This window comes from Trichocoleus sp. Lan, assembly GCF_039961855.1.
Classification (GTDB): domain Bacteria; phylum Cyanobacteriota; class Cyanobacteriia; order Cyanobacteriales; family FACHB-T130; genus FACHB-T130.
The window spans coordinates 79,279-105,142 of record NZ_JAMPKA010000023.1 but is presented as its reverse complement, the minus strand read 5'-3'; the positions used below and the strand labels follow the sequence as shown (position 1 = coordinate 105,142).

25 protein-coding genes, 1 tRNA gene and 2 pseudogenes are annotated in these 25,864 nt (G+C 46.4%); 15 read left to right on the top strand and 13 right to left on the bottom strand.

Going from position 1 to position 25,864, the window contains the following annotated elements; translation table 11 throughout:
• Positions 1–468: 468 nt before the first annotated feature.
• From menH to NDA03_RS20110, 3 genes are all read left to right on the top strand, one after another.
• Positions 469–1,281: a 2-succinyl-6-hydroxy-2,4-cyclohexadiene-1-carboxylate synthase gene (menH, locus tag NDA03_RS20120; protein ID WP_190430316.1), complete on the top strand. Its 813-nt coding sequence runs from the start codon at positions 469–471 to the stop codon at positions 1,279–1,281.
• A gap of 314 nt (positions 1,282–1,595) precedes the next feature.
• Positions 1,596–1,982: a VOC family protein gene (locus tag NDA03_RS20115; RefSeq protein ID WP_190413965.1), complete on the top strand. Its 387-nt coding sequence runs from the start codon at positions 1,596–1,598 to the stop codon at positions 1,980–1,982.
• Between the two features lie 292 nt (positions 1,983–2,274).
• Positions 2,275–2,481, top strand: coding sequence for a hypothetical protein (locus tag NDA03_RS20110; RefSeq protein WP_190413967.1), 207 nt, complete (start codon positions 2,275–2,277; stop codon positions 2,479–2,481).
• A 118-nt stretch (positions 2,482–2,599) separates the two neighbouring features.
• Here the strand turns inward: NDA03_RS20110 and NDA03_RS20105 are convergent, their stop codons facing one another.
• Positions 2,600–3,304 carry a glycoside hydrolase family protein gene (locus tag NDA03_RS20105; protein ID WP_348238948.1) on the bottom strand — a complete coding sequence of 235 codons (705 nt, stop codon included), beginning with the start codon at positions 3,302–3,304 and terminating at the stop codon, positions 2,600–2,602.
• A gap of 2 nt (positions 3,305–3,306) precedes the next feature.
• The gene (locus NDA03_RS20100) at positions 3,307–3,969 is read right to left on the bottom strand and encodes an NAD(P)H-binding protein (RefSeq protein WP_348238947.1); all 663 of its coding nucleotides are present in this window, start codon (positions 3,967–3,969) and stop codon (positions 3,307–3,309) included.
• A 305-nt stretch (positions 3,970–4,274) separates the two neighbouring features.
• Here NDA03_RS20100 and NDA03_RS20095 point away from each other — a divergent pair, with 305 nt between their 5' ends.
• The gene (locus NDA03_RS20095; RefSeq protein ID WP_348238955.1) at positions 4,275–4,898 is read left to right on the top strand and encodes a DUF1997 domain-containing protein; all 624 of its coding nucleotides are present in this window, start codon (positions 4,275–4,277) and stop codon (positions 4,896–4,898) included.
• Between the two features lie 53 nt (positions 4,899–4,951).
• Here the strand turns inward: NDA03_RS20095 and NDA03_RS20090 are convergent, their stop codons facing one another.
• Positions 4,952–5,422, bottom strand: coding sequence for a DUF4079 domain-containing protein (locus NDA03_RS20090; RefSeq protein ID WP_190438099.1), 471 nt, complete (start codon positions 5,420–5,422; stop codon positions 4,952–4,954).
• Between the two features lie 152 nt (positions 5,423–5,574).
• Between NDA03_RS20090 and NDA03_RS20085 the strand changes: the two are divergent.
• Both NDA03_RS20085 and NDA03_RS20080 read left to right on the top strand, forming a co-directional pair.
• A pseudogene (locus NDA03_RS20085) lies at positions 5,575–6,334 on the top strand (ZIP family zinc transporter).
• Positions 6,335–6,406: 72 nt separating this feature from the next.
• Positions 6,407–7,885 carry an ankyrin repeat domain-containing protein gene (locus tag NDA03_RS20080; RefSeq protein ID WP_348238946.1) on the top strand — a complete coding sequence of 493 codons (1,479 nt, stop codon included), beginning with the start codon at positions 6,407–6,409 and terminating at the stop codon, positions 7,883–7,885.
• 137 nt (positions 7,886–8,022) lie between these two features.
• Here the strand turns inward: NDA03_RS20080 and NDA03_RS20075 are convergent, their stop codons facing one another.
• Positions 8,023–8,193 carry a hypothetical protein gene (locus NDA03_RS20075; protein ID WP_348232069.1) on the bottom strand — a complete coding sequence of 57 codons (171 nt, stop codon included), beginning with the start codon at positions 8,191–8,193 and terminating at the stop codon, positions 8,023–8,025.
• A gap of 707 nt (positions 8,194–8,900) precedes the next feature.
• On the opposite strand from NDA03_RS20075, the gene NDA03_RS20070 reads away from it, so the two are divergent.
• Both NDA03_RS20070 and NDA03_RS20065 read left to right on the top strand, forming a co-directional pair.
• Positions 8,901–9,902 carry a PEP-CTERM sorting domain-containing protein gene (locus tag NDA03_RS20070; RefSeq protein ID WP_348238945.1) on the top strand — a complete coding sequence of 334 codons (1,002 nt, stop codon included), beginning with the start codon at positions 8,901–8,903 and terminating at the stop codon, positions 9,900–9,902.
• Positions 9,903–10,095: 193 nt separating this feature from the next.
• Positions 10,096–11,916, top strand: coding sequence for an HTTM domain-containing protein (locus NDA03_RS20065; RefSeq protein WP_348238944.1), 1,821 nt, complete (start codon positions 10,096–10,098; stop codon positions 11,914–11,916).
• Positions 11,917–12,135: 219 nt separating this feature from the next.
• On the opposite strand, the gene NDA03_RS20060 is transcribed toward NDA03_RS20065, so the two are convergent.
• A complete protein-coding gene (locus NDA03_RS20060; protein ID WP_348238943.1) occupies positions 12,136–13,056 on the bottom strand; it encodes a 2OG-Fe(II) oxygenase in 921 nt (306 codons plus the stop codon).
• A 233-nt stretch (positions 13,057–13,289) separates the two neighbouring features.
• On the opposite strand from NDA03_RS20060, the pseudogene NDA03_RS20055 reads away from it, so the two are divergent.
• A pseudogene (locus NDA03_RS20055) lies at positions 13,290–13,802 on the top strand (GHMP kinase); the annotation flags it as partial.
• A gap of 534 nt (positions 13,803–14,336) precedes the next feature.
• Complete coding sequence (locus NDA03_RS20050; RefSeq protein ID WP_348238954.1) at positions 14,337–15,254, top strand: UTP--glucose-1-phosphate uridylyltransferase; 918 nt, start codon at positions 14,337–14,339, stop codon at positions 15,252–15,254.
• Between the two features lie 57 nt (positions 15,255–15,311).
• Here NDA03_RS20050 and NDA03_RS20045 read toward each other — a convergent pair whose 3' ends face one another.
• The 5 genes from NDA03_RS20045 to NDA03_RS20025 form a co-directional block, all read right to left on the bottom strand.
• Complete coding sequence (locus NDA03_RS20045; protein ID WP_190676877.1) at positions 15,312–16,016, bottom strand: hypothetical protein; 705 nt, start codon at positions 16,014–16,016, stop codon at positions 15,312–15,314.
• A 62-nt stretch (positions 16,017–16,078) separates the two neighbouring features.
• The gene (purH, locus tag NDA03_RS20040) at positions 16,079–17,638 is read right to left on the bottom strand and encodes a bifunctional phosphoribosylaminoimidazolecarboxamide formyltransferase/IMP cyclohydrolase (protein WP_348238942.1); all 1,560 of its coding nucleotides are present in this window, start codon (positions 17,636–17,638) and stop codon (positions 16,079–16,081) included.
• Positions 17,639–17,933: 295 nt separating this feature from the next.
• Positions 17,934–18,458, bottom strand: coding sequence for a photosystem I reaction center subunit XI (locus tag NDA03_RS20035; protein ID WP_190413986.1), 525 nt, complete (start codon positions 18,456–18,458; stop codon positions 17,934–17,936).
• A gap of 114 nt (positions 18,459–18,572) precedes the next feature.
• Positions 18,573–18,701, bottom strand: coding sequence for a photosystem I reaction center subunit IX (locus NDA03_RS20030; RefSeq protein WP_190413988.1), 129 nt, complete (start codon positions 18,699–18,701; stop codon positions 18,573–18,575).
• A 36-nt stretch (positions 18,702–18,737) separates the two neighbouring features.
• Positions 18,738–19,235, bottom strand: a complete 498-nt coding sequence (locus tag NDA03_RS20025; protein WP_190413990.1) for a Photosystem I reaction center subunit III — start codon at positions 19,233–19,235, stop codon at positions 18,738–18,740.
• Positions 19,236–19,337: 102 nt separating this feature from the next.
• On the opposite strand from NDA03_RS20025, the gene tsaD reads away from it, so the two are divergent.
• Positions 19,338–20,390 carry a tRNA (adenosine(37)-N6)-threonylcarbamoyltransferase complex transferase subunit TsaD gene (gene tsaD / locus NDA03_RS20020; RefSeq protein WP_348238941.1) on the top strand — a complete coding sequence of 351 codons (1,053 nt, stop codon included), beginning with the start codon at positions 19,338–19,340 and terminating at the stop codon, positions 20,388–20,390.
• Positions 20,391–20,488: 98 nt separating this feature from the next.
• Here tsaD and NDA03_RS20015 read toward each other — a convergent pair whose 3' ends face one another.
• Together NDA03_RS20015 and NDA03_RS20010 are read right to left on the bottom strand one after the other, a co-directional pair.
• The gene (locus NDA03_RS20015) at positions 20,489–20,860 is read right to left on the bottom strand and encodes a hypothetical protein (protein ID WP_190413995.1); all 372 of its coding nucleotides are present in this window, start codon (positions 20,858–20,860) and stop codon (positions 20,489–20,491) included.
• Positions 20,861–21,062: 202 nt separating this feature from the next.
• Positions 21,063–22,031, bottom strand: coding sequence for an alpha/beta hydrolase (locus tag NDA03_RS20010; protein ID WP_348238940.1), 969 nt, complete (start codon positions 22,029–22,031; stop codon positions 21,063–21,065).
• Between NDA03_RS20010 and NDA03_RS20005 the strand changes: the two genes are divergently transcribed.
• A complete protein-coding gene (locus NDA03_RS20005) occupies positions 22,025–22,198 on the top strand; it encodes a hypothetical protein (protein ID WP_190683429.1) in 174 nt (57 codons plus the stop codon). The genes NDA03_RS20010 and NDA03_RS20005 overlap by 7 nt on opposite strands.
• Here the strand turns inward: NDA03_RS20005 and NDA03_RS20000 are convergent.
• Positions 22,195–22,920, bottom strand: coding sequence for a hypothetical protein (locus NDA03_RS20000; protein ID WP_190414000.1), 726 nt, complete (start codon positions 22,918–22,920; stop codon positions 22,195–22,197). The genes NDA03_RS20005 and NDA03_RS20000 overlap by 4 nt on opposite strands.
• A 929-nt stretch (positions 22,921–23,849) precedes the next feature.
• Here NDA03_RS20000 and NDA03_RS19995 point away from each other — a divergent pair.
• The 3 genes from NDA03_RS19995 (at position 23,850) to NDA03_RS19985 (ending at position 25,860) form a co-directional block, all read left to right on the top strand.
• A complete protein-coding gene (locus tag NDA03_RS19995) occupies positions 23,850–24,377 on the top strand; it encodes a GNAT family N-acetyltransferase (RefSeq protein WP_190414148.1) in 528 nt (175 codons plus the stop codon).
• Positions 24,378–24,502: 125 nt separating this feature from the next.
• Positions 24,503–24,576: transfer RNA gene (locus NDA03_RS19990), tRNA-Pro, on the top strand.
• A 510-nt stretch (positions 24,577–25,086) separates the two neighbouring features.
• Positions 25,087–25,860: a Tic22 family protein gene (locus NDA03_RS19985; RefSeq protein ID WP_190414006.1), complete on the top strand. Its 774-nt coding sequence runs from the start codon at positions 25,087–25,089 to the stop codon at positions 25,858–25,860.
• The last annotated feature ends 4 nt before the right edge of the window (positions 25,861–25,864 follow it).

Genomic DNA, 25,864 nt, shown 5'->3' with positions numbered 1-25,864 from the left:
CTCTTGCTAAATGTTTCAGAATTTGTAATTCTACATCCATTGCCCTACTTACCTTCCAGAGTTTTTTCTTTTAATCCTTTTATTCAGAATACTCGGAAAGTGACAGAAGAGGGATACTTTAGAAACGTAGCATAATTCCCAATAAAAACAATAAGACAATTTAATGTTTAAGTAAGAAAGAATAAAATATATTAATGTTTTTAGTGATGGCACTATGTTGGGGAAGTTGGAGGAAGCGATCGCACGGTTAACCTGGTTCGATTGCCTCTGTACACAGGGATAGCAAAACCTTCCTAATTCCGGAGTCGGAATTGCCAACGAATAGAGCAGCATAAATTCTACTGCATTGCTTGCAGCTCCAGTCAGGATAGCGATCGCAACTGATAGTGTTGGTGACAGAGGATGCGATCGCTATCCTGACGTGCATTACGATTAAGCAAATCAGATTTGAGTAAACAGTTGTAGAGGATGACGTTTGATTATCAATTTCACTATTCTTTGAGCGGTAGCGCAGATAAACCGATAATCCTGTTTTTACATGGCTTTATGGGTGACTGCAACGAATTTAATCAAGTTATCTCATTTTTGTCTGACCAATTTTGTTGTCTTGCTGTTGACCTTCCAGGTCATGGACAAACTAAGGTTATGGGTGGAGACGAGTGCTATGAAATGGCAAATACTGCCCAGGCTTTGCTCAACCTGCTAGAACAGTTAAGCATTGAAAAATGTTTTTTGGTTGGCTATTCGATGGGTGGACGATTGGCTTTATATTTGACCCTTCATTTCCCCGAACGTTTTCCTAAAGTTGTCTTGGAATCGGCATCTCCTGGGTTGAAGACCGAAGAGGAACGATGGAAGCGACTCCAGCGGGATCTAGAATTATCGCAGGAATTAGTAACGATTGATTTTTCAGAATTTTTAACAAATTGGTATCATCAGCCGCTTTTTGTTTCTCTCAAAAAACATCCGAAATTTGAGCAGATAATAGAGTCTCGGCTACAAAATAATCCCTTTGAATTGGCTAAGTCCCTAAGTAATTTGAGTACTGGATGCCAACCTTCTTTATGGGAAGCGCTCAAACAAAACCAAAACCCTATGCTTTTGCTAGTGGGTGAATATGATAACAAGTTTAGAATCATTAACTCAGAAATGGCGAAACTGTGTAAAGCAGCTAAGGTTAATTTAATTAGTAATTGTGGGCATAATATTCATGTAGAAAATCCAAGAGTATTTTTTGACAAAGTTAGCCAGTTTTTAGCTAAACCTGTATCAATTCAATAATATTTGTTAAGGTAATGCTTACCCTAAATACCATTTGGGTTTTGAGGCGCTGCCTTAACGCTCGCTCAATCGGGCTTAAAAAGGAAAGCTAAGAAATTTATATGTTACAAACAAAATGATAAATACCCCGCCTCCGCTTTTAGGTAGGAGGCTGGGGCGAGATTCTAAATGATAGCTATTTAAACCAATTTTATATTATAAAAAATACGGTAACTTCCACCTTTAATTAGTTTAAATTATTAATTTGACTTTTCCGAAGTAAAGTATTATCAGAAATGTAGTTTATTGGTTGCCGTTGTGCGGAATTTCATTTTATGGAAACAATAGGAATTCATCATGCCGCGATTATTTGCTCTAACTATGAAAAATCTAAAAAGTTTTATGTAGAGGTTTTAGGATTCTCAATTATCCAAGAAACCTTTAGAGAAGAAAGAAATTCTTACAAATTAGATTTGAGAGTTGGTCGCGGCGATCAAATTGAGCTTTTTTCATTTCCTAATCCTCCTCAAAGATTAAGTCACCCTGAAGCTTGCGGATTGAGGCATTTAGCGTTTGCTGTCAAAAATATAGATGAAGCTGTTTACTATTTAAAAAACCAAGGAGTGCAGGTAGAAGATATTAGACTTGATGAGATGACTGGCAAGCGGTTTACATTCTTTAGCGATCCAGACGGATTACCTTTAGAAATCTATGAAAAATAGCTTTATAGGCGCTTAAACTTATGTTGGCTAATCAATACTTGGTTTTTCTCTGACATCAAGCTCTTAAGGAGCTTTTAAGCTTAAGAAAATTATCACTGCTTTGGCAAACGTTGTTAAGTTTTTTTCTTAAAAACTTAACAACGTCCGGAAAAAAAGGAGCAAAAGCAAGGGTTTCTACGGAGAAAGGCGATCGCATTCCTCAAAAGTCCCTTAAAAAAACGGTGGGAACAGTCTATGAATTCAACTATCTATAGTAATAGATTGTTCGACCTCACCTCCTTTGGAGTCCGCCATGAATCTCCACCGCCCAGCTTTGTGCTTACTACCCGGTTTCAAAAAAAGTACAAGCAAAGGTTTCACAACCTTTGACTTAATCGCTCATATTTTTCTAATTGGGCTGGTGGTAATGGCTATGCCGATTTTTTTCAACACGTCAGCTCCAGAAGGAGGTGTTGCCTCTTCTAACCGCAAAACGTTGCTGATTCGGATGAATTTCTAGGAAGTCTACGTTACAAACAATGAGGGGAAAGATATCTTAGAGCAAGCTGAAGAGTGTGATGGATACTAAAGTTCACTGAACTAGATTAAATTTGGAAACCCGCACTCGCGTCGGTTTTTTATCCATAAGTTTGTAGCTCTTCTTTTAGCATTTGCTCATAAATTTCTGGCAACTTCCCACTCATAGAGTTGGTTTCTATCCCATAGCCCAGACTTGTCCAAGTGCCAGATAGCAGCCGCAACACCTTTTTTAGTTTCCCTTGACGCAGCAACTTGGAAATGTCTACTTTCCAGGCTTTCCGGTCACTCAGCCACGCATAAACTACAGCGTCCTGAAATTGTGGCTCAAAGCTATAAGAGTGCCAAAACATAAATTCTGAAGGCTGCGGGTGATAGCGCTGAGCCTTCTCAAGCCACGTCGTGTTGAGCATCTGATAGCGACCAGCAGCAGTAGAACATTTTCCCGTATTAGGGCCAACACCAATCGGGATGCACATCTGGGGATGCTGGCTGAGGTCTTGGACATACTGACCGCCATAGATGACCCGATAAGGCTGGGCAACATTTGCTTCACTAGCAGAAATTGTCCGCATCAAGGCACGGATATAAGGATCGCCCCCTTGCATTGCCAAGGGAGCGGTACCGTTTCCGTTCAGTGGAGCCACCGACGAGTTTCCGTAGGAGAAGCCGCGATCGCGTAGCTCCTCCCAGTCCTTCAAATAAAGCAACAAGCACAGCACCGCCGTCATGCTCAGCATTCCGATGAGAAAACTCCCGATCGCTGAAAACATACCGGCGAGAAAACGCCCGATGGCTGAGAACATAATCAGGCCACACTGGCAAACATCTGCTCCCAGCTTTTTTCCGGAGCCTCTGCCTTGGTAATGACTTCAACAATTTTATTGCGAGCCGATGGTTGAAATAGCGCTTCTACACACACCTTCGCGACCTTAGTACGGGGAATGCTGCCACTTAAAGACAGAGTGTCAGCCTTGTACATAGCGATTGGCTCTGAGTTCTCTTCGTTTTTAAGACCTCCAGGTCGCACAATTGTGTACGTCAACCCGCTTTTCTGAATATATTCCTCTGCTTGCTTCTTCCACACCAGAATCAGCCAGAACACATTCAGCGGATGCAAAAATTGAGAAGCTCCAATTGAAGAAACCAGCACAAAATGCTCGATTCCCTTTACCTTGGCGGCATCCACTAGATTTTTAGTGCCTTCGTAGTCCACCTTGTAGGGTCCAGTCGGGTCAAAGCCGGGGCTAGCACCTGTGGCGCACAGTAGAACCGTACTATCACCTAGGGCAGAAGAGAGGCTTTCTGGCTGTAAAACATCGCCAACTACCAATTCAGCGGCATCTGGTAGAATCTGTCTAGCTTTTTCGATGTCTCGAACCAACGCTCGAACAGGTATATTCCGCTGCACTAGCTCTTGTACAATCCGACGACCTGTCTCCCCCGTTGCCCCTGCTACAAATGCTTTCATTAATTTCTCCGTAAATTACCCGTGTCCAGTCTTTAGAATCGCAAGCTATGCTGAGTGGACAGAGAATTTTTTTTGGTTGGCAGTAAACTCTAACTTTTTAATTGTAGAAACTCAAAGGCGTTGTCGTCTTTTGTTGAAGAATTAGAATTTATGGAAACAATTCAGCCCATTGTGGGAATCCTGTATATAGAAAAACGGCAACCAGCGCAGGAGAGCAGGTGATGCAGTCGCAATTCTACGATCGTCAACCGTTTGAGGTACCGTTTGAGGTTAACTCAGGAATGTTGAATCCAGTATCCAGTCTCATGGATGCCGACAACGCAGCCCTAGAAGCCGCGAGTACAAATGAAACGACTCGATTTCATACTCACTTTGAGAGCTGCATGGAGATGTATGCCGATGCCGAAACGGTTGCTAAGTATCTAGATACTCACCACGGTTGGTTCTGCCGCTGCGCTCACCCCATGCAAGTAGAACCCCTAGGAGAGAATGGTTACGCTTTGGTAATCGGGCGTTTTGGTGCATTTGGTTATGAGGTGGAGCCAAAAATTGGCTTAGAACTGTTGCCACGGGATCAAGGTGTTTATCGAGTTCGGACAGTACCCGTTCCGAATTACGTGACTCCAGGCTATGACGTTGACTATGAGTCGGCGATGACATTAGTGGAAGTACCGGCAGATAGATTCGCCCCACATCAGGTATCTGCGATCACCTATGTTGAGTGGCATCTGGACTTGTCCGTTTATATTCAGTTTCCCAAGTTTATTCACAAGTTGCCTAAGTCTGTGATTCAAAATACGGGCGATCGCCTCTTGGCTCAAATTGTGCGACAAGTTTCTAAGTCTCTCACCCCCAAAGTCCAGGAAGACTTTCATACCAGTCTGGGCTTGCCCGTGCCTAAAAAAGCCAAGAAAAGGGCTAATGGCTAAATCCCTAATGGCTAATGGCTAATAGCAATTAGCCATTAGCATCCTCCCAAAGGCTACATCTTGCTGATGATTCTCTGCAAAATTTCTACACCGCTCACAGCTTGCCAGCCAAACAGCCCCAGAAGAACAATATTTAAAAAAATGTGGCTGTAACGTGCCCAATCGTGCCCCTTTTGCATATACGGAGAGAGTGCAGCAGAAACTGCAATCATCCCCGTCATGCCTAAACCTGCCAGCAGGTGAGGCCCGAAAAAGAGTTTTCCATTGTTGATATAGGTAACGCCCATGCCGATAAGCGTGCCTATCACCATCAACGCCAACAGCAATGAACCAACTTGGTAATGCCGGACGTTAAACCTGCCTTTGATTAGCTCTTTTTTGGCGTCCCCTTCAGCACTGCGAGTGCGTCGAACTAGAATCCCCAGATATAGGGCATAGAGGGATGTGCCCAGTAGCACCCACATCAAGGCGGGGTGAATAAAATTAAGCCAGGGTTTAATCGATACGGGGATTTCCAAGCTCATAAGATTCGGCTCATTAAGGAACTTTATAAAACTTATCATAATGGCTGTCTACCTTTGGGTAGTCGTCATGACTGCACCATAACCTCTGATGATTGAGTAGTAGAAAGTCTGCTGAACATTGCAGGGCTGGGATTTGCTAGGGAGGGCGTCTGATGTTGCCAGTCTGGTTACAGGCAGGTTTCTGGGGTTTGGTGGGGGGATCGGCGCTGCTATTGGGAGCCGGGTTGGGATATTTTGTGCAAATTTCCCCACGAGCGATCGCAGCCGTGATGGCTTTCGGTGCCGGGGTGCTAATTTCGACGCTATCTTTTGAGCTAATGGATGAGGCTTATCAGCGGGGTGGCTTCGATTCAACAGCAATTGGTTTCGTAAGCGGTGCTGCTGTCTACACAGGAGCAAACTGGTATCTGAATTATCAGGGTGCCAAGCATCGCAAGCGCTCTGGCAACCAACAAAAATCTCTTATAGGAGGCGAGTGGGAGCGGTTTAGCGATCGCTATCGGTGCCCTGCTTGATGGCATTCCGGAATCAATTGCGATTGGCGTCAGCATGATTCAAGGAGGAGTTGTTAGCTGGGTGACGGTAGCAGCCGTTTTTCTCTCGAATCTTCCCGAAGGACTCTCCAGCGCCGCTAGCATGAAGAAAGCAGGTCGTTCAGCTTGCTATATCTTTGGCGTGTGGGCAGCGATCGCGATTCTTTCCGGTATCGCCGCGCTTTTGGGCGATGTCATCTTCAGTCACTTCTCTGAAGAAATTATCGCCGCAACTATCGCCGTGGCAGCCGGCGCAATTCTGGCAATGATATCAGACACCATGATTCCAGAAGCTTTCGAGCAAGCCCATGATTTTGCTGGACTAATCACCGTTGTTGGCTTCCTCGTTGCCTTTGTCCTCTCCAAGCTTGGGGGTTAAGCGACACCCTCCTCTCAAAAGTATAATTTGAGGTGAAGTTGGCAATGCTGCGGAGGGGATCGGGCAACAGCGGTGAGTGCAAATCAAGACTTAATTAGGGCGGCGAAGCGGGGAGAAATTCAGCGGGTAAAAGCGCTAATCACCGCTGGCGCTGATGTCAGTGCGACAGACCGGGAGGGCACCACTGCTTTGATGTTTGCCGCCCAGAACGGCTACACCGAGATTGTCAGACTTTTACTGGACGCTGGTGCAAACGTCAATCAACTTAGACAACGATATCGTCTGACGGCTTTGATGATAGCGGCGGCAGCGAATCAGATTGACGTAGTTAGAATGTTAGCTGCCAAAGAAGCTGATGTGAATGCCGCTAACGAGGATGGCAGCACAGCGCTGATGGTGGCGGCGCTGAAAGGTTATGTTGACGTGGTGCAAATCTTGCTGGATGTGGGTGCCCAAGTCAATGTCAAAGACAACGTTGAGGATACAGCTTTGATGTTGGCGGCGCAGGAGGGCAAAACTAGGGTGGTGCAAGCCTTATTAGATGCCGGTGCTGAGGTGAATGGGAGAAGAGAGAATGATGGTGTCTCTCCCTTATTTCTCGCTGCTGGACTCGGACACGCTGAGACGGTGCAGGTTTTGTTAGAGCGAGGGGCAGATGCGAATGCCGAAACCAAGGACGGCAGAAGCCCCCTGATACAAGCTGCTGAGTTTGGTCGTTTAGAAGTGATTCAGCGGTTGTTAGCGAATGGCGCTGATGTGAATGCGAAAGATAAAGAAGGTGAAACCCCTTTAACTCTCGCAATCGATCGAGTTCATACGGATGTGGTGAGAGCATTGCTCGAGGGCGGTGCTGATGTGAATGCTCAAAACTCGGATGGCTCAACGGCGCTGATGGCTGCGGCAGCGATCGCTAACACTGATATTGTGACAGCGCTACTCGATCGCGGCGCGGATATTAATGCCAAAGATAAAGATGATGAGACCGCTTTAAACTTTGCCGTTGTCGAAGGTCATGCTGATGTGGTAGAAATTCTCCTCAGCCGAGGAGCAGATGTCCAGTCGCGAAATAAGTTGGGCGATACCGCTTTGATGGTGGCAGCATTGCATGGTCAGGGGGCGATTGTGGAAGCTCTGTTAAGAAAGGGCGCGAATTCTAACGCGGGGAATCTGGGTGAGACAGCGTTAACCGTGGCAGCATCGCAGGGACACGCTGACACGGTGAAAGTGCTGCTGGAGGGTGGATCTAAGCCCAATACACGAGTCAACGACGGGAAATGTGCCCTCATCAAGGCAGCTGAGCAGGGGCACGCGGGGGTGATGCAAGGGCTACTCTCGTCGGGAGCGGATATCAATCTTCAAGATGATGCGGGTGCAACTGCTTTAATGTGGGCTGTTCAGCGGGGTCATGCGAATGCCGTGCAGGTATTGCTGAAAGCTGGTGCGGATGTGAATTTGAAAAACCGGGGTGGCTACACGGCTTTGGCGATCGCCCAAATGAATCGATACAGAGAGATCGCGCGATCGCTCAAAGCATCTGGGGCTGTAGATTAACGCTTAAAAGCCTGTAGATGGTGCCAAGGAGTAAGGAAGTAGAGTGCAAGGCGGCGACACGCGATCGCGTGCCCAGCACTCTTACAGCATTTGTTGTAGAAATCTCTGCGAATCAATATTAAGCGGTAAATCGCTAATCAATTAGTGTGGAATGCTACTTTTCCATAACGGCTTCCCCTGCAATGCCGCTGAATCAAGACGACACTCCCTGTAGCAAGCTGAGGGATCGTTTTAGCACCCGGATCGGTGTGAGCGATCGCGCGATCTTCGTGTAGTTGTAGGTTGGGTTGAGGAACGAAACCCAACACATAGAAGCATTTGTTAAGCTTCGCTCCTTAATTCAACCTACCTTTGCTTTGAATTTTTAGCTTCTTCGTGAACCGTATTAGAAACTGCCTCGGCAACCGATTGTAAGTAGCCAGAACTGGCTACGCAAGAATCATCTGGGCTTAAATACACAACATGAGTGGGAACTCAAACGAGTCTGCGGTGTTCTATCTGTTTGAGGATGGCGTAAGCGATGAAAACGCTTTAAATCTCGCAGTGAAAAACAGCGATCGCCTTCTTAAAAAGCATCAATCATTTACGTGGAATCCTCATAGATTGTAAAGTAACGATAAAGAAAAATGCCTATTTATTTAAAGCTATCAATAAGTTACGTATAAACCCTGATATTTAATTTTAAGAAACTATAAACTTAATCTATTTTTATATAAATTTATTATAAAGCCTCAGTATAAACACCTTGCTTTAAATTAGAAGCTAACAAACTGCTTCGTTTTAACTAGGTAAATAAACTAAGTAAGATCTTCATCAGTAGAATCATGAAGTAGCGATAAAGAGCGTTGCCATTTTATTTAAAGATATCGAGAAACTACTGAGAATCTATTGTGGCTTAGAGGAGCCACTGATATATTGCGTACATTAGCTGAGCGTGAAATATGCAGGGCTAAAGAAAAAGCATTATCTACAAACGCCAATTTAATCTTGTGTCTTAACCAAGGAGATTTCATCGATGAAAGTAACTTCATTTTTACCTTCCGTTTTAGCAGCAGCTGGCATTGCTATTACATCCTCTTTTCTAGTACCAAGCTCGGCACAAGCCTTCGGCATATCTTTTGGTTCCACCAGTCAATCTTCTAATAACCCTGCCACTGGCGCATCAGCTTTTGTAGACTTCAGTTTTATTCAGGAAGGAAACAACGTTCGGCTTGGGCTGGATATCACCAACACTACTGGTCAAAGTATTTTCGGCGCTGGAGCCACTCAGTCTAAACTGACAGGTGTTGCGTTCGATCTCCTGGAAGGTTTGTCCGTAGTTAGCAACTCCTACATAGGCAGCAGTTTCTTCCCTACACTGTTACAAAACGTTAATTTTACCCCTTTTAGTAATCAAGTCGGTGACTTTAGCGTTGGTGTTGCTGATAACGGTAACTTTGAAGGTGGCAATGCTAATGGTGCCCTTCCTCAGGGCGGCAATACGTTTGTCAGCTTTTTATTAAGTGGTACAAACCTTGTTGCTGCCACACTTGAAAGCCAATTCCTGGCTGGATTCCAAAATAACACCCTTCAGGCGGCAGTTCGCTTCCAGCAGGTAAATGCTGGCGCTGGGAGTGACAAATTGCTAGGTGGTACTATTGTCGGCGGCACCACCGGCGGCGATACCACCGGCGGCGATACCACTGGCGGCGATACCACTGGCGGCGATACCACTGGCGGCGATACCACTGGCGGCGATACCACTGGCGGCGATACCACTGGCGGCGATACCACTGGCGGCGATACCACCGGCGGCGATACCACCGGCGGCGATACCACCGGCGGCGATACCACTGGCGGCGATACCACTGGCGGCGATACCACTGGCGGCGATACCACTGGCGGCGATACCACTGGCGGCGACACCACTGGCGGCGACAACGGTGGTTCAACAAAGGTACCAGAACCAGGCACTGTGGCAGCTCTAGCTTTAATGGTTGGAGGACTGAGAGTAGTGCGCCGTCGGAAATCTAACTAAACCATTCATTGATTAGTCATTGTTTCAATAAGCGATGGGGGTTGGAAGTTTAGTTGAACTTCCAACCCTAATTTTTGCTAACAAGGTGCCTTTGTATCGGTGGCACTGTAATTCGGATAATGAATGGCGATTTTGGCGACTTTTATAGAGATTTTAGTTATAACCGAATTGTCAATTAAGGGGCTAACGTTCTATGTTCTCCAAGGAGAAAAAATTTAAAAGTGGCTTTGAGAGGAAGCTGGAGCAACTATTTGGGTTGGATTTGCGATCGCTCGCGTTGTTTCGCATCGGTCTAGCGTTGCTCGTCGTTACCGATCTGATTAATCGTTCTAAGGATCTCAAAGCTCACTACACTGATTTTGGCATCCTTCCCCGCGCCCCACTGGTTGAACAATTCTTAAATCCTTGGTTCTGGTCAGTACATTTATTCAGCGGACAAGCTTTATTTCAAAGTTTTCTATTCTTATTGGCTGGATTTATTGCCTTTGCACTGTTAATCGGTTATCGGACAAGATTTGTCACCATCGTATCCTGGGCACTCTTGGTTTCTCTTCATAGTCGAAACCCAATGGTACTCAGTGCTGGAGACATCGAATTTCGCTTGTTGCTATTTTGGGCAATGTTTTTGCCGTTAGGGGCGTGTTATTCCGTGGATAGCGCCCTTAATTCATCCTCAAAAGCTTTGCCAGAGCGTATTTTGTCCGGTGCAACGGTCGCCTTGACACTACAAATCTGTTTTGTCTACTGGTTTACATGGGCGCTGAAGTCCGATCCGATCTGGTGGAAAGAAGGCAGCGCCGTTTATTATGCCTTGAGCATCGATCAGTTTGCGACCCCCATCGGTCAATTTTTCTTAGGATTTCCGCCGCCACTGCTCGTCTTTTTAACCTACACCACGCTGGGGATTGAGTTATTAGGGCCATTTTTACTGTTCATCCCCATCCGTACCAGCTTTTTCCGCTTGTGTGCGGTGGCGACATTTATCCTGTTACATCTCGGTTTTGGACTAGGACTAACCCTCGGTCTTTTTCCCTTTATCAGCGCGATCGCTTGGCTGGTTTTCATCCCTAGCGAGTTTTGGAATGGGATCTCCCAGCGCCTGCAAACTCCGCAACGTCAGGGACTAAAAATCTACTATGACGGAGAGTGTGGTTTCTGTAAAAAGACGGTATACCTGCTCCGCACCTTCTTAGTATTGCCAGGAACGCCACTGCTTTTAGCTCAGGATGACCCGGAAATTTTCGCGGACATGAAAACGCACAATTCCTGGGTAGTGGTCGATTGGGAAGGATACAAACATTTCAAATTTAAAGCGATCGCCTACGTCTGTCACCTATCACCCTTACTTCGACCTCTGACTCCCTTGTTGGAATGGCGTCCTGTGTTGTCTGTGGGTACGAAAGCCTACGAAATCATTGCCAACAATCGCCGCGCCGCCTCTAAAGTCACGACTCCTTTAAAGTTTCGTCCTCTGGAAGTGCGTTCTTCGTTGTTAACAGATATTATCGCCTTCCTCTTATTGCTTTGCGTCTCTTTGTGGAATCTCAGGACGATTGCTCCCTCTATCTTTAAGCTGCCAAGCGTGGTTAATTGGGTGACGCTTGTGTTGAGATTAGACCAAAAATGGAGTATGTTTGCTCCCTATCCACTTAAAGATGATGGCTGGTATGTCATTCCAGGTCAGCTTAAAAATGGCACCGAAATAGATGTTTTTAAAAATGGCATACCTGTAAGCTGGGAAAAACCACGTCTTGTGTCTGCGACTTATCCAAACGAGCGTTGGCGCAAATACATGATGAATCTTTGGAGCAAGGACAATTCCAAATATCGTCTTTACTATGGGCGATATCTTTGCCGAAATTGGAATTCTCAGCACCAAGGGTCACAGCAGCTTGATACCTTTTCTATTTATTTTATGCGTGAAAATACCCTGCCAAATTATCAAACCCCAACGGTAAAAAAGGTTCGCATTTGGAAGCATTCCTGCTTTAATCCATCCCCAGAAGATAACTAAGCTGATGTGCATTTCCAAATGCACATCAGCTTTATAATATGCGTTTTTTCGTTGCGTATACACTGGAAGCACTCTACATTTGTGTAGCTACACCCTTCCTTCAGGGTAAAGCTACACAAATATAGCCTGACGCAAACAAGCTAATTATTTGACGGTCAATGAGCCGGACTTGATATTAGACCGCCTTTGCGGTCTAAGTTTGTGTAACCAAGATAGCCGTTAGACATTATTTACTTGACGACGCACCCAGCCATTAATGGTGAATCGACTGTCTGCGAAAGCTTTAGAAGGACAAACCACAGGCAACACTTCGTGTAAATAGCGGCTCAGGAAAAACACAATGCTGTTGTTTTTCGGTTCAACTGTTTTAAACGAGTCTGATTGTACGTAAAAATTGTTTTCCACCTTACTGTCGTAAATCAGTAACTCTCCACCAGAAAAGGGTTTTGGCTCGCGATAAAAGTAATAAACATAAGTTAATTCTCTAGTGATAGTTTCAGGGCTGCCATTATCGTTATGAATTTTGAAATAATTCCCGTCATTATGGGAAGTTAACTGACTTTCAATATCGGAAACTTTAAAAGAAGGTATCCTTAGCTTTCTGAAGACATTTGGGAGAATCGCTTTAATTCGATTGACTACCAATTCAGAAAATTCAGGGAAGTAATAGAGAACCATTGAGCGACGATAGTCAGCCTCGTTTGTTGAAGTGCTAGTAGAAACAAAGTTTGACTCTTGTTCCCAAACGTAATTAAGTAAGCGGTTCTTTTCCTCCAAGGTTAAGAAATTATCAATTTGCACATATTCAGAAGGTAAAATATTTGGTAAAAAATCTACAGATTGAGGTGGTGGCTCTTCTATTGGCGGCAAGTTTTGTTGCACGTACAGGGGCGGTTCCGTAACGATGCCAACCAAGCGATCGCTCGGAAAAGACAGAGCCGCATGACCCTCATTGATGGGAATCTGAAATAAACAAGAAAATACCGCTTCCTGTTTTTGGGATTGAGCCACAATTGTTTTCAGCAGACTGTGGAGTACGGGTGAATCTGACTTGAGATAAATGGTGTACTCATGTCCTCCTGTTAGGAGAAGCTGAACTTTTACATCCTGTATGTTAGGCTGCTGTAGAGCCGATTGCATAAACGTTTCCTCTTCGATGTTGAAAAATTGAAGAAACTATCCTTGGGCTTTCTCCCTAGCTTCAGAGCAATTTTAACCAGTCGGTGCGATGTATTGACTGGTACCGAGACCCAACGGGGTGCAAAAAGCCGAATCATTGCGGTAGATAAATCGCGTAGATAAAAAGAGCGATCGCTTCAACGCTTGCTCACCACCCAGAGTAGTTTATTACTAGAGGGTGCGAAGATAGCAGCATGAAATTTATGAAAATTTTTGTTCCAGGTCGCCTGTGTCTGTTTGGCGAACACAGCGATTGGGCGGGAGACTATCGCCGCATCAATCCGAATTTAGAAAAAGGCTATACGCTGATCGTCGGGACTAATCAGGGGCTTTATGCCGAGGTTAAGCCTCATCCCACTCATCTGATTTTTCACGCTTCCCTGAGTGACGGCACCCGGAAAACGCTGACTCTGCCGATGGACGCCGAGGTTTTGCTTGCCGAAGCTGAAAAAGGTGATTTCTTTAGTTATGCCGCTGGCGTTGCCTACCAATTTGTGGCTCGTTACCGAGTGGACGGACTGGAAATCGACAATTATCTGACAGATTTGCCAGTTAAAAAAGGTCTTTCCTCCAGTGCTGCGCTGTGCGTCCTCGTAGCTCGTGCTTTCAATCGCGTGTATGACTTAAAGATGACCCTCCGAGACGAAATGGAGTTGGCTTATCTGGGGGAGATTACCACGCCTTCTCGCTGCGGACGAATGGATCAAGCGTGTGCTTATGGCGATCGCCCGATCCTGATGGTTTTTGATGGCGATTCGCCTAGCGGCGATAGCTTCGCTTCACGCTTGGATATTATTGAACTAAAAGTACCCAAAAACCTGTTCTTTGTAATTGTCGATCTCGGTGCTGGGAAAAATACTCAAGAAATACTCAGTAACTTGAATCAGTGTTATCCTTTCGCCAGTAACGAATCCCAAGAGAATGTCCAAAAATATCTTGGCTCCATCAGTTCTCAAATTACTCAAGAAGCAGTAGACGCCTTGCAAAAAGGAGATGCTGAACAAATTGGTATCTTGATGAAAAAGGCACAAATCGAATTTGACAAGCATCTGATTCCCGTCTGTCCTGAGCAATTAACAGCTCCCATCCTGCATAAAATCCTTGATTATGAACCCATTCAGCCCTACATTTGGGGAGGGAAAGGTGTTGGTTCCCAAGGGGATGGTACAGCACAATTTATCGTTAAAGACGAAGAAAGCCAGCAAAAAGTTATTGAAATTATTGAGCGGGATTTTCCTCAAATGCAAGGTTTAAAGCTAACACTTCATGCACGCAAAGTTCGCAAAGCTATAATTCCAGCCGGAGGTTTCGGAACTCGTTTATTTCCAGCTACCAAGGCGGTGAAAAAGGAATTTTTCCCGATTATCGATCGAGAGGGTCGTGCCAAGCCGGTAATTCTAGCAATTGTGGAAGAAGCCATCAGCGCTGGTATAGAAGAAATCGGGATTGTAGTGCAACCAGGCGATCGCGCACTTTTTGAGGAGTTCTTTAAAGCTCCACCTCCAGGCGAACTTTTCAAAAAATTATCGCCGCAAAATCAGGAATATAGCCAGTATCTACAAGATTTAGGCAGCAAAATTAAATTTTTGAATCAAGACAAACCAGAAGGCTATGGTTATGCTGTATTCTGTGCCAAAGAATGGGTGAAAGATGAGCCATTTCTGCTGATGCTGGGCGATCATGTTTACTCATCGGACACTGGAACATCATGTGCAGATCAACTTTTAGATGCTTACAAACAAGTTAATCAAAGTGTTGTTAGTTTAACGACACTTCCAGCAGAAAGCCTTCATAAATCTGGCTGTGTTACCGGAATTTGGCAGGAATCAAACTCAATCCTTTCAGTAACTCAACTTGCAGAAAAGCCCACAATTGAGTATGCACGCCAGCATCTTCGTGTAGAGGGAATGGCAGAAGATCAATTCTTATGTATATTCGGTTTATATGTACTCACACCGAAAATATTTGAATTTCTCGAAAATAATATTCAAAACAACTTCCGGGACGAAAAAGGCGAATTTCAGTTAACATCCTGTCTCGATCAATTGCAACAGCAAGAGGGAATGACCGGATATATTGTCAACGGTAAGTGTTATGACACCGGATTGCCAGATCCCTATCGCCAGACAATGATTGATTTTAGAAATGCACAGCAGTAGTTAAAAGGGTGAGCGATCGCGATAAAGCATCTGAACCCCGGCGATCACGATCGCTTATCAGCCGCTCCTCGCTCCCGTTAGATTACAGACTATCTCTGAGGCTAGTGCTGCTGGCGTCAACTTCTGTACTACTGAGAGTAAACGCTGTCTAAACAGTTCTACTTCTGCCTTAGCTGCTCTTATAGCAACCTCAAGTACGGAAGGTTTGACTGTGTATCGGGTAGCGGAGTTTGGGAGCTTTGAGCTAGACGTTTCGTGGTATCCGCTAATGCACAGATTCCCCGAAGCAAACCGAACAGAAACCCAAGGATGACCAATCCACAGCTCATCCCACTGCTCTCCACGATAGGTCATTGCCCCTTCCCACGCTGCTATGTCCTCTAAACCACTACAGCAGGTCGGCTCTATGACGATATCGTCGTTGCAACACAGGACATAGCCTCCAGAAAAGGAACCGATGCACTCTAGATCCGGACTCGAAGTGGCGATCTCTAGCTTCTCAAAATATGTTTCCACCAGATGTCTTAGGACAAATGGCTCAACTAATTGAGAAATTGGCACCAGCCAAGAACCAGGACGAATCGGTTCTATACTTTCGAGTTCCGAATCGGCAAGGCTCTCCTTCCAGTATCGATACCAAGCATGAGGATTTTCTACTACCCTACCGAGAGGAAGACTCCGTTCGCTATGACAATAGTCGCTTGGCGCGAACTCAATCACTGGTATTAAAGCAACCTGACCGCTAAGAGCAACGAATGGCATCACTTGAAAAGCCGCAAGCAATAGGTGAATTTACACAACTCAGATGCTCTCCATCTGACTGCTTAATGCAAGAAGTGACGGATACCTGTTAACACCATCACTAAACCAAGCTCATTAGCAGCCCTAATCGAATCTTGATCGCGCAGGCTGCCTCCCGGCTGAACAATCGCTACAATTCCCGCCGCCGCTGCTGTCCGCACCGAGTCATCGAAGGGGAAAAAACCATCGCTGGCAAGCGTGGCACCTGAGGATTTTTCTCCAGCTTGTTCTAAGGCAATTTTGACCGAACCGACGCGATTCATTTGCCCAGCACCCACACCTAAAGTAGTGCGATCGCGCGTTACAACAATCGCGTTAGACTTAACGTGTTTGCAAACTTTCCAGGCGAATAGTAATTCTTCCAGTTGTTCTGGGGTTGGTTGCTTTTCTGTGACGACTTGCCACTGGCTGGCGTTTTCCACCACGTCATCAGAAGCTTGGACGAGGAAACCACCGGCAATAACCTTAACTGTATTTTCTGGCCCAGCCGCCAAGTCTGGCAAAGTCAAAACCCGCACCTTAGACTTAGCCGCCAGAATTTCCTGTGCCTCTGGTTCGCATCCCGGTGCCACGACGCATTCTAAAAATGTTTTGGTCAGTGCTGTCGCTGTGGAGGCGTCAATCGGCTGATTTAGCGCCACAATCCCACCGAAAGCCGAAACCGAATCAGCATTAAAAGCTTTTTCATAAGCCTCCGACAAGCTATTTCCCAAACCTACGCCGCAGGGATTATTGTGCTTGATAATCGTCGCTGCTGGGGTATCGGGAAACTCGGCAATAATCCGCCGCGCTGCTTCCAAATCCACTAAGTTGTTATAACTCAGTTCTTTTCCCTGAAGTTTAGTCGCCGCCGCCCATCCAGACGCAACTGCCCCCGTTTGATACCATGCGGCAGGTTGATGGGGATTTTCCCCATATCGTAGAGATTGCAACTGTTGCCCAGAAAGTTCAAATTGGGTGGGTAGGGGCGATGTATGCGCCTCCGCCTCTACAGGGGATTGATGGGTAAGATAGGTTGCGATCGCCCTGTCATACCCCGCCGTATGCTCAAAAGCCTCTCGTGCCCTAGCCAGACGGAACTCAAAGGACACCTCCCCGCCCTGTTGCTGCAATTCCTGCAAGTAGGCATCGTACTGAGCTGGGTTAGACAAAACTGTTAGATGTTGGAAGTTTTTTGCAGAAGCCCGTATCATCGCTGGGCCACCAATGTCAATCTGCTCAATCGCTTCCGGCAACGTTACTCCCTCTTTCGCAATCGTCTGCTCAAAAGGATAAAGATTCACTACCACTAAATCAATCGGGCGAATTTGGTTCGCCTCCAAATCTGCCAAATCTTGGGGCACATCCCGACGCGCCAAAATGCCGCCATGAATCCGGGGATGCAGCGTTTTGACTCGCCCTCCCAAAATCTCCGGAGAACCCGTGTAATCGGAAACTTTCGTCACGGGTAGCCCAGCATCTTTAAGGGCTTTAGCCGTTCCACCACTGCTGATTAAATCAAACTCAAATTTTTCAACCAACTGACGGGCAAAGTCGATTAGCCCAGTTTTATCAGATACACTCAGCAGTGCTAGACGCGCCATAACTTCTAAAGTCCCTCTTTTTCCATTACTTAGGATAAATGCGATCGCCCTCATGCACAAACAGAGAACCCTGCCCTCACGGCATGGGCAGGGTTCTTGATTCAAAACAAAGTGAGGAGTTTAAGATAACCGCTTGCCTGGTGGCAAGAAAACGGTTGGTCAGTGGTTTGCCTCAGCCACGACGCCACGCATTTCTGGTTAAACAGATGGGTGGACGCGCAGTGGTAAGCCAGTCGTAACGAACGCTAGAAGACTTGTATAACAGGTGTTTCCAAGCTAGCGATCGCTACTGCTACTACCCAATTTTGAACAGACCTTGAAGCAGTTCCAAATTGGAAATCAGCAGGTAGGCGATTCCCGCACCACCAACTCCACCAATCAGAAAATTACTCGCAAACTCGTTCCAGCCTTCCTGACTATTGAGGGCGTCTGGAGGACGGGGCGTGGTAATCGTTTTAGTGGGGTTGGGGGGATTGCTAGAAGCGTAGAGGGATAGCCCAATCGTCAAAATGATAATCAAGCCAACCGTTGACAGCAAACCTGCCAGGTTCGCGACATCTGTATCGCGCAGAGGACCCAGTTTGGCGAAGGGACCAATCAACCAATAACCATGAGCCATACCAATTTCTAATGCTCGGCGTCCGGGTGACAGCCCTTTGCGATAGGCTGGCAAGTTATTGATGTAAGCCTCTGTGAAACCGGAAGAATTAATCGGCGTTGCTAAATTGCCAATTTGCGGATCGCCAGCTTCATGGACAACTTCCCGATTTCTGGGGTCGTTACGACGATCTTTCGAGTCGCTTATTGCTTGCACTTGCATAATTTCTTCACCTTTTGATGAGCTAGTGCCACTAATTATCGTTGGGTTAAAACTGGAGATGCTTCTATCGTTTGATACAGCATTTTTTAACCAGTCTTGAAAATCCTGCGATCTTTACGGCATTGGATGGAAAAGCAGGTCGGGGAAAATGTAGATAAAGACAGCCAAGAGACTAGCCTGAAGGGATAGCCACACAATAGCCAGAACCGGAGCTAGGGAAAGATACTTGAGGAAATACTGCATGAATCATTCTCCAAAACAGTCAATAATTCAACGTAACTAGCGAATTGAGACAGGAATCTCATCTTCTTTTGCAGTCAATTCACCCGTGAGCAATTCTTTGACTGCTGCCAAAGGCCAAGTGAAGCCACTTAGCATAAAACCAACAGCCCGGGGAACATCCAGTTGGATTTCTTTATACTCTGGGTTTGCCTCTTTTTTCACCGATTGAATATAGGCACGACCAACCCAACCAATCCAACCCGCAATATACAGGAACAGAATGCTGGGAATGATAAAGTCACCGGCACGATCCAGGCGACCATCTACAACCAAGTGGGGTAAACCCTCTGGGCCACACATTGCCTGAGAATAACGTTCAAAACGCTTGCGCCCTGAATCGGGGTCGAAGTTGGTATTGCGGGCGGTTGCAGCACGTTGCTGAAAAGCCTTGGACTGGCTGCATGGCACCAGACCTGATACGTTATCAGCCGATGCCGTTGGGGCAACGCTAAACCAAATACAAAGGGCAAAAATCAAAGCCAACAATCGTTTCATGGGATTGTTTCCTTTTGTTACAAAACGAAAACTTTTATGTACAAAACAAGGTCATTGTTTGTACGGAAGCAATCATGTATCGATATATTAAAGTACCAGTGAATGTCAACAGTATTAGCGATTGAAACAAGTTGTGACGAAACGGCGGTAGCGATCGTAAAGAATCGTCAAATTTGCAGTAGCATCGTCGCCTCACAAATCCCTGTTCATCGGCAGTATGGCGGGGTTGTGCCAGAAATTGCTTCCCGTCAACACGTCGAAATAATTAACAATTGTTTAGACAAAGCACTCGAAGAAGCGCAGATGGAGTGGGCGTCAATTGATGGTATTGCGGCAACCTGCGCCCCTGGTTTGGTGGGGGCATTGTTGGTGGGGCTGACGGCTGCCAAAACTCTTGCGATTGTCCATCGGAAACCGTTTGTCGGAGTCCATCATCTGGAAGGCCACATATACGCTACTTATTTGAGCGAACCTTCTTTACAGCCGCCTTTTTTATGTCTGCTGGTTTCGGGCGGACACACCAGCTTGATTTATGTAAAAGATTGTGGTGTGTACGAGACACTAGGAGAAACCCGCGATGATGCCGCTGGTGAAGCCTTCGATAAGGTGGCGCGGTTGTTAAATCTGGGTTATCCGGGTGGGCCGGTGATTGACCAACTCGCCCAAGTGGGGAATCCGCAAGCCTATCCTTTGCCGGAAGGGAATGTCGGGGTGCCAGGGGGCGGCTATCATCCCTATGACTCTAGTTTTAGTGGCTTAAAAACAGCTGTGCTGAGACTGGTGCAAAAGTTGCAGCAGGAAGCGTCTCCGTCGCTGCCGGTGAATGACATTGCGGCAAGTTTCCAAGAAAGCGTAGCGCGAAGTCTGACGCGGAGGGCGATCGCCTGCGCCCTCGACTACGGTCTTGACACCATTGCCATCGGTGGCGGTGTCGCCGCCAACAGTGGGCTGAGAAAACACCTGCAAGTCGCTACTGCACAGCGAAACCTGCGGGTGCTATTCCCTCCGCTAAAATTCTGCACCGACAACGCCGCCATGATTGCCTGTGCTGCCGCCGATCATTTGAATCGAGGTCATACTTCCCGATTGACTTTAGGCGTTCAGTCCCGGCTGCCAATTACTGATGTTATGCAGCTTTACCAAACTTCACAGTAGGAGTTTACATCCGGTTTTGAGGCGCGAGGATGCAATATTTTTCGGACAAAGCGATCGCGCAATTTCTAAACAGACCTTAAATCAGTCGATTCTCTCGATCATTTTGATGAGTAAGGATGCAATACTTTGGATAGCGCGATCGCCCGGTTTCTGTCTGAAAGCTGCTGCAAATTCAGCTGATTATTCTCATCTAAAAGATTTTCTTTCTGCAAAAGCTCATAAATTGTTAAAGACAGCAGCATTTCTACCTGATTCGCCCGACTGCTGAGCCAATGATGAGTCTCTGCATCCGAGGGAAAGCGCTCAATACACTCATTTGTGTAACGGCGAAACTCTCTGACATCATTTAAAAGCCGAACCAAATAACTAGGACACTCGCAAGCAATTACATCGGCTGCCTCGCAGATAGCCAGCAGATGTTCGTCAGTCAACTCCGAAGAAATTTGAATAGTCTGTTTTGGATCGATCATAATTTCAGCACAAGTATCAGGAAAGCCTTAGATTCATCAGTTGATTGTTCCCTTGCCACTCAGACTAATCACTACTCTTGTCGGATCGCTCATCGCGATCGCAGTCAAAATCTAAGAAGCGAAAATCAATATCGTTTTTTAGCAGGCACTCCTTTAATCTTAATAAAATTTAAAGATTTATGGTGCAAACAAAACATCTACCTTAAGCGAAGTTGCTAGAATCCGGATAATTAGCTATAATTTTGCGAATTTCGGTAGCAACTGTCTCTGGCTGCTCCACCATCGATAGATGTCCGCAGTCCGGAATTTCCATCACGTTCTCACCACAACCCTGAAATAACGGGTGAAAGCTTGCTAAGTGCCGCACATACTTCGGTTCCATTACCCTATCTTTAGCACCAGCAATAAAATAAACCGGCTGTTTTAGCCGTGACACCACCTGCGGTAAGCGATTGACCTCCGCTTCCGTCGTCGAATCCAGTAAAGTCCCCAGCGCCGCTTCCGGATGAGCCGTAATAAAATCAATCAGTCGCTGTCGTCCCCAGCACCGAGCAATTGGGCGCGCCACTTGCGCCCGCGTAAAAGGCAAATCAATCCCCGGTACATAGCACAGCCAATGGGGACGCCGTTTCAGAAGCTGCTGACCCGCAGCCCGAAATCGCTCGAAGGCCTCCTTCAGATAAATGCCACCTCCAGCATTAATGCAGACGACCCCCTTAACAGAATCAGGTTGCTGGTCTGCCGCCCAAAGGGCAATGCTGCCACCCAACGAATGACCAATCAGCCAAGCACTAGAAATATTCAGCTTCTGCAACAAAATACCGACTTCTTTGGCATAAGCAGCTGGAGTGTAATTCGAGAGGCTCAACGCAAGAGGCTCTGGAGAGCGAAGAAAGTTTTCCTCTTGCTGACTCTCGCGGACGACTTGCCGACTCTGCACCGGCATTTCTTGACGGGTGAACCCATAATTATCCAGAGGCTGAGAATCACCAAACCCCCGCAAGTCGTAAGACAAACACTGATAATCTGGTGCTATCTGCTCAATCAGGGGTTGCCAGTACCGACGGCTGAGGAGCCAGCCGTGGATAAAGACCAAGACAGGGGTAGATGATGCAATGGGAGGCGTCAAATCGTAGGTGTGCCGAACTCCCAGGATTTCGATAGTTGCCATATTTTGATCCTATCCCGAAGTTCTACCAGATTGGTGAAGAAGTCATTGTTATTGGTCATGGGCTACCCCTGCCTTACGAAACATCTGCTTGTAGGCGCGATCGCTTCGAGAAGCGTAAAGTAGGACTATTGGACAAAAGACTAATGGCTAAACATTCTAAACATTAAAATCTGCGCCCTAGCAATCGCTGACGCACGCTTTCAGCAATTTTTTGACCTAAATATTCCGGAATCACACTTTCGTTCGGTCCCAACAAGTAAAGAATCAAGCGGGTGCGTCCTCGCCAGACTAGCAAATTGGCATTGACCACCAGCAAATCCTCTTGCCAGATAGCGTACATCACCTTATAAAACAGACCCGGTTGGTTATCCGCCTCAATTAACAGCGCCGGAAGATGGAAAACAGGGTCTACATAAAATTCCGTTTCTACCTGCTCCAAACCGGCATCCAGATTAAATTCCACTGCCAGCATCTCTTCTACTTCAAAGCGCCCAGCCAAAGCTTCCCGAATGGCGCGACAGACATTTTCCGAGGTTTTGTCTGTCAGTGCTTTGCTGCCACGAGACACCACCAGTTTGATGAAAACTAGCATCGGAGGAGCGATTTGACCATATAGACTGAGACTGTGAATGGTCAGCCCGTATGCAGCCAGAACCCCAAAAATATCACTTAGCAGAAAAGATTGGTTGCGGTAAGCAAAATGTAGGGCACTTTTATTGCCTTCGGGTTTCAGCTCAATAACCGCTCTGGTGGTTTTATAGAGCCGATAGGCAAGCCTCAAGTTTTGTAGCTGAATCTCACTGCTGACAAACTGCTCGTAGAACTGAGGAAACGCCCGATTAAAGCGCTTCAGAAGTTCTAGTGTGGATGATTTCAAACCCGTGGCCATATATAGGGCTAAGACTCGCTTGCCAGGTTAAAAGCATTTTGGGAGATAGAGCCAAGTGCCCTTCGCCAAAGAACCTTCTCTTATGGTTAATCTCTCACAAATTTTCCTAAAAAAATTATCCACTCGATACCAACTCCCGGTGGAGTTGAGTAGATTGGTGCAAATAAAGATAACTGGTGCAAGTTCTCCCTTGCCCCTTAGTGAAATAACTCAACATTCGTCGTATCATGACTAGCTGCCCGTACATGATTTTCTTTGTTTTTGCTCACCTGTGCCAACGCGATGTGGCATCCAGGAAGTAACCAGTCAAAAGCTGCCTCTGTTTCTCAGTTCTTCTGTTGCTCTTGTCTCCAGTCATCAGCCAAAAACTTGTGCCTAGCTGCACGATGGCTTGGCGAGACGGTAGCTTCTCCCGACCGACAATTAAAGGAAATCGGGATTGCTGTGGAGCTGCGGAGTATTAACCCGTAGAATTCAGTCTAACTAATGTATTACCAGTATTGCCGAATGCGCCCTAAACCACACAATGCCGCACCCGCTCCAGATCGGGGAGTGCGTGTAATGGTTTAAAAGGTAGCGCAATTGTGTTATCATTTTTTTCGTGATGTTTGGGCTAGATTCGTTGAAATAAGAGGGATGGAGATACTGAGACTGTATCACTCTCCAAGAGTGTACGTGACTCCCCCGCGTCAATTGATTGCACGAGATTGATTCGTCCCTCAGATTGCTTCGTTTCTCGCAACCGGACACCGGAAGTAAATCCTGTAGAGATTAGATATTTGGTACTTGCAGGGAAACCTGAAAGTGTTGTATCTGGTTTCTTCGATCAGGAAGTCTCAGATCGCGTGTTAGCACGCGGTGCGAAGCACGGTTGGGAATTCCCCAGACTGCTGGGAACTGGAGAATGTAAATACCTTAACCACACCTGCATGGGTTTTTGGAAAAGCTTGTTTAGCGGTTCTGATGGTAGCACTGCGTCGAAGCCGACGCTGGGGGAGGGGGATGTTGTAGAAGGTACAGGCGATCGCACGGGCAGCGGCTCTCGGATATTTTTCAGCACCGAACGCGACATTGACCTTTATGAACTCGAAGAACTCTGCGATGCGGTCGGGTGGTCCCGGCGTCCGCTACGCAAGGTCAAGAAAGCAATCGAACATAGTTTTTTGGTAGTTTCGATGTGGGAAGTGCGAGGAACCCAGCGACGGCTGGTAGGCTTTTCCCGCGCAACTTCCGATCATGCCTTCAATGCCACCATTTGGGATGTGGTAGTTCACCCGGATTTCCAAGGCAAAGGACTGGGGAAGGCGTTGATGAAGTACGCGATCAAGAAGCTACGCAGTGAAGACATTAGCAACATTACTCTGTTCGCTGACCCCCAGGTGGTGGATTTTTACCGGGGACTGAATTTTATTGCCGACCCGGAAGGAATTAAAGGGATGTTTTGGTATCCAGATTAGTTTGTAAATTCTTTACTCCAAATATCGGCTAAATAAGCTATAATAACCAGAGGTCACTGGCAGGCGTGTCAGGGGAATTAAACACCCAAGACCCGATCGGCTGATAGCCAATCGCTGAATTTCACCGGGATGTAGCGCAGCTTGGTAGCGCGCCTGCTTTGGGAGCAGGATGCCGCAGGTTCAAATCCTGTCATCCCGATTTTTAGTAGTAAAAAGAGTTAGCCCCAAACCTGCCAAGGTTAGAGGGAATCTCAATAATTTTCGGGTGTGATGTCTGACACCCTGCTGAAATTCCCTTGAGGACTTCGGGAGGTGATTCATACAGATTTTTCCCTAGTAAATTGGGAGATAAGTTGGCTGACGATTGCCTGGAACTCATCCTAATCTTACATAGTCATAGAGGGTTACAATTCGCGATTCATTCCCTCAGTAATTTGGGAATTCCATTTCCGAGTATGCAGCATTGAGAATGAATAAATAGCGAGTTCAGGCATCAAATTGACCTTTGGTGCCAGGAATTAGGACATGGGGAGTTAAACAGTTCAAAAATGACAGTCGCAACAAAACAGTAGAATCGATAAAGTTTAGTTGGAAATAAACTTAGACCCATTCATTCGGGTACTGCTAGAGCGAAGAAACATTATCGCCTTGTCTCGACTCTATTATTGGTAAGGCGGGGTATTCAACGAAAAATTTTGAGGGAATTGTAATGAGATCATTAGTTCGATTGAGCGCAACACTGGGTTTAGTGGGAAGTGTTGTACTGGGAGCGCTGCCCGGTTTGGAAACGCTGCGGGCACTGGCATTGCCAGAACAACAGGTTCTAGAAAAGTTGCAAGCTGTGCCCGTGTTTACGATCACCGATCCTCAAGGTTCTCCATTAGTTGCTTCAGTGAATGAGGGGCAAAAGAAGACCGCAGTGGCAGGTGTTTTTATCAGCCAGCAAGATGCCCAAACATTTATCGAACGGTTGAAGAAACAAAATGCTCAACTAGCAAGTACGGTGAAGGTGGTACCCGTATCGCTGGGAGACGTTTACAAACTGGATCAAGCGAATGCAGCCAAGCCAGATGGTCTGGATTTTGCTTTCGTACCCACCCAGCAGCAGGTAGATTCAGCAAAAGCCATCCTGAGTCAAAGCGGCAAACCCGTGCAAAATTTTGATGGGGTTCCTTTGTTTGTGGCAAGAGGCGGAAAGGATAAGGGGTATTTGACCTTACAACGAGACAATAAACCCATCATTCCTTTCTTCTTTAGCAAAGAAGAATTACAGAGTATGCTGGATCGATTCAAACAGCAACAGCCAGCTCTGGCATCTACAGTGGAAATTCAGGTGGTGAATCTGGAGGGTGTAATTGAAACTTTACGCACCAGCAATAATCAGCAGCTGAACAACATTGTACTGGTTCCACCCAAAGCGTCAGTGGACTTTGTGCGATCGCGTGGTCCTGCCCCCGCGAATTCTCAGCAACAACGTCGCTAAAGCG

What these genes read in the sequence shown, in the direction of transcription:
- menH (WP_190430316.1), top strand. Translation starts at nt 469, where the DNA reads ATGACGTTTGATTATCAATTTCACTATTCTTTGAGCGGTAGCGCAGAT.
- NDA03_RS20115 (WP_190413965.1), top strand. Translation starts at nt 1,596, where the DNA reads ATGGAAACAATAGGAATTCATCATGCCGCGATTATTTGCTCTAACTAT.
- NDA03_RS20110 (WP_190413967.1), top strand. Translation starts at nt 2,275, where the DNA reads ATGAATCTCCACCGCCCAGCTTTGTGCTTACTACCCGGTTTCAAAAAA.
- NDA03_RS20105 (WP_348238948.1), bottom strand. Translation starts at nt 3,304, where the DNA reads ATGTTCTCAGCCATCGGGCGTTTTCTCGCCGGTATGTTTTCAGCGATC.
- NDA03_RS20100 (WP_348238947.1), bottom strand. Translation starts at nt 3,969, where the DNA reads ATGAAAGCATTTGTAGCAGGGGCAACGGGGGAGACAGGTCGTCGGATT.
- NDA03_RS20095 (WP_348238955.1), top strand. Translation starts at nt 4,275, where the DNA reads ATGGATGCCGACAACGCAGCCCTAGAAGCCGCGAGTACAAATGAAACG.
- NDA03_RS20090 (WP_190438099.1), bottom strand. Translation starts at nt 5,422, where the DNA reads ATGAGCTTGGAAATCCCCGTATCGATTAAACCCTGGCTTAATTTTATT.
- NDA03_RS20070 (WP_348238945.1), top strand. Translation starts at nt 8,901, where the DNA reads ATGAAAGTAACTTCATTTTTACCTTCCGTTTTAGCAGCAGCTGGCATT.
- NDA03_RS20065 (WP_348238944.1), top strand. Translation starts at nt 10,096, where the DNA reads ATGTTCTCCAAGGAGAAAAAATTTAAAAGTGGCTTTGAGAGGAAGCTG.
- NDA03_RS20060 (WP_348238943.1), bottom strand. Translation starts at nt 13,056, where the DNA reads ATGCAATCGGCTCTACAGCAGCCTAACATACAGGATGTAAAAGTTCAG.
- NDA03_RS20050 (WP_348238954.1), top strand. Translation starts at nt 14,337, where the DNA reads ATGCAAGGTTTAAAGCTAACACTTCATGCACGCAAAGTTCGCAAAGCT.
- NDA03_RS20045 (WP_190676877.1), bottom strand. Translation starts at nt 16,016, where the DNA reads ATGCCATTCGTTGCTCTTAGCGGTCAGGTTGCTTTAATACCAGTGATT.
- purH (WP_348238942.1), bottom strand. Translation starts at nt 17,638, where the DNA reads ATGGCGCGTCTAGCACTGCTGAGTGTATCTGATAAAACTGGGCTAATC.
- NDA03_RS20035 (WP_190413986.1), bottom strand. Translation starts at nt 18,458, where the DNA reads ATGCAAGTGCAAGCAATAAGCGACTCGAAAGATCGTCGTAACGACCCC.
- NDA03_RS20030 (WP_190413988.1), bottom strand. Translation starts at nt 18,701, where the DNA reads ATGCAGTATTTCCTCAAGTATCTTTCCCTAGCTCCGGTTCTGGCTATT.
- NDA03_RS20025 (WP_190413990.1), bottom strand. Translation starts at nt 19,235, where the DNA reads ATGAAACGATTGTTGGCTTTGATTTTTGCCCTTTGTATTTGGTTTAGC.
- tsaD (WP_348238941.1), top strand. Translation starts at nt 19,338, where the DNA reads ATGTCAACAGTATTAGCGATTGAAACAAGTTGTGACGAAACGGCGGTA.
- NDA03_RS20015 (WP_190413995.1), bottom strand. Translation starts at nt 20,860, where the DNA reads ATGATCGATCCAAAACAGACTATTCAAATTTCTTCGGAGTTGACTGAC.
- NDA03_RS20010 (WP_348238940.1), bottom strand. Translation starts at nt 22,031, where the DNA reads ATGGCAACTATCGAAATCCTGGGAGTTCGGCACACCTACGATTTGACG.
- NDA03_RS20000 (WP_190414000.1), bottom strand. Translation starts at nt 22,920, where the DNA reads ATGGCCACGGGTTTGAAATCATCCACACTAGAACTTCTGAAGCGCTTT.
- NDA03_RS19995 (WP_190414148.1), top strand. Translation starts at nt 23,850, where the DNA reads ATGGGTTTTTGGAAAAGCTTGTTTAGCGGTTCTGATGGTAGCACTGCG.
- NDA03_RS19985 (WP_190414006.1), top strand. Translation starts at nt 25,087, where the DNA reads ATGAGATCATTAGTTCGATTGAGCGCAACACTGGGTTTAGTGGGAAGT.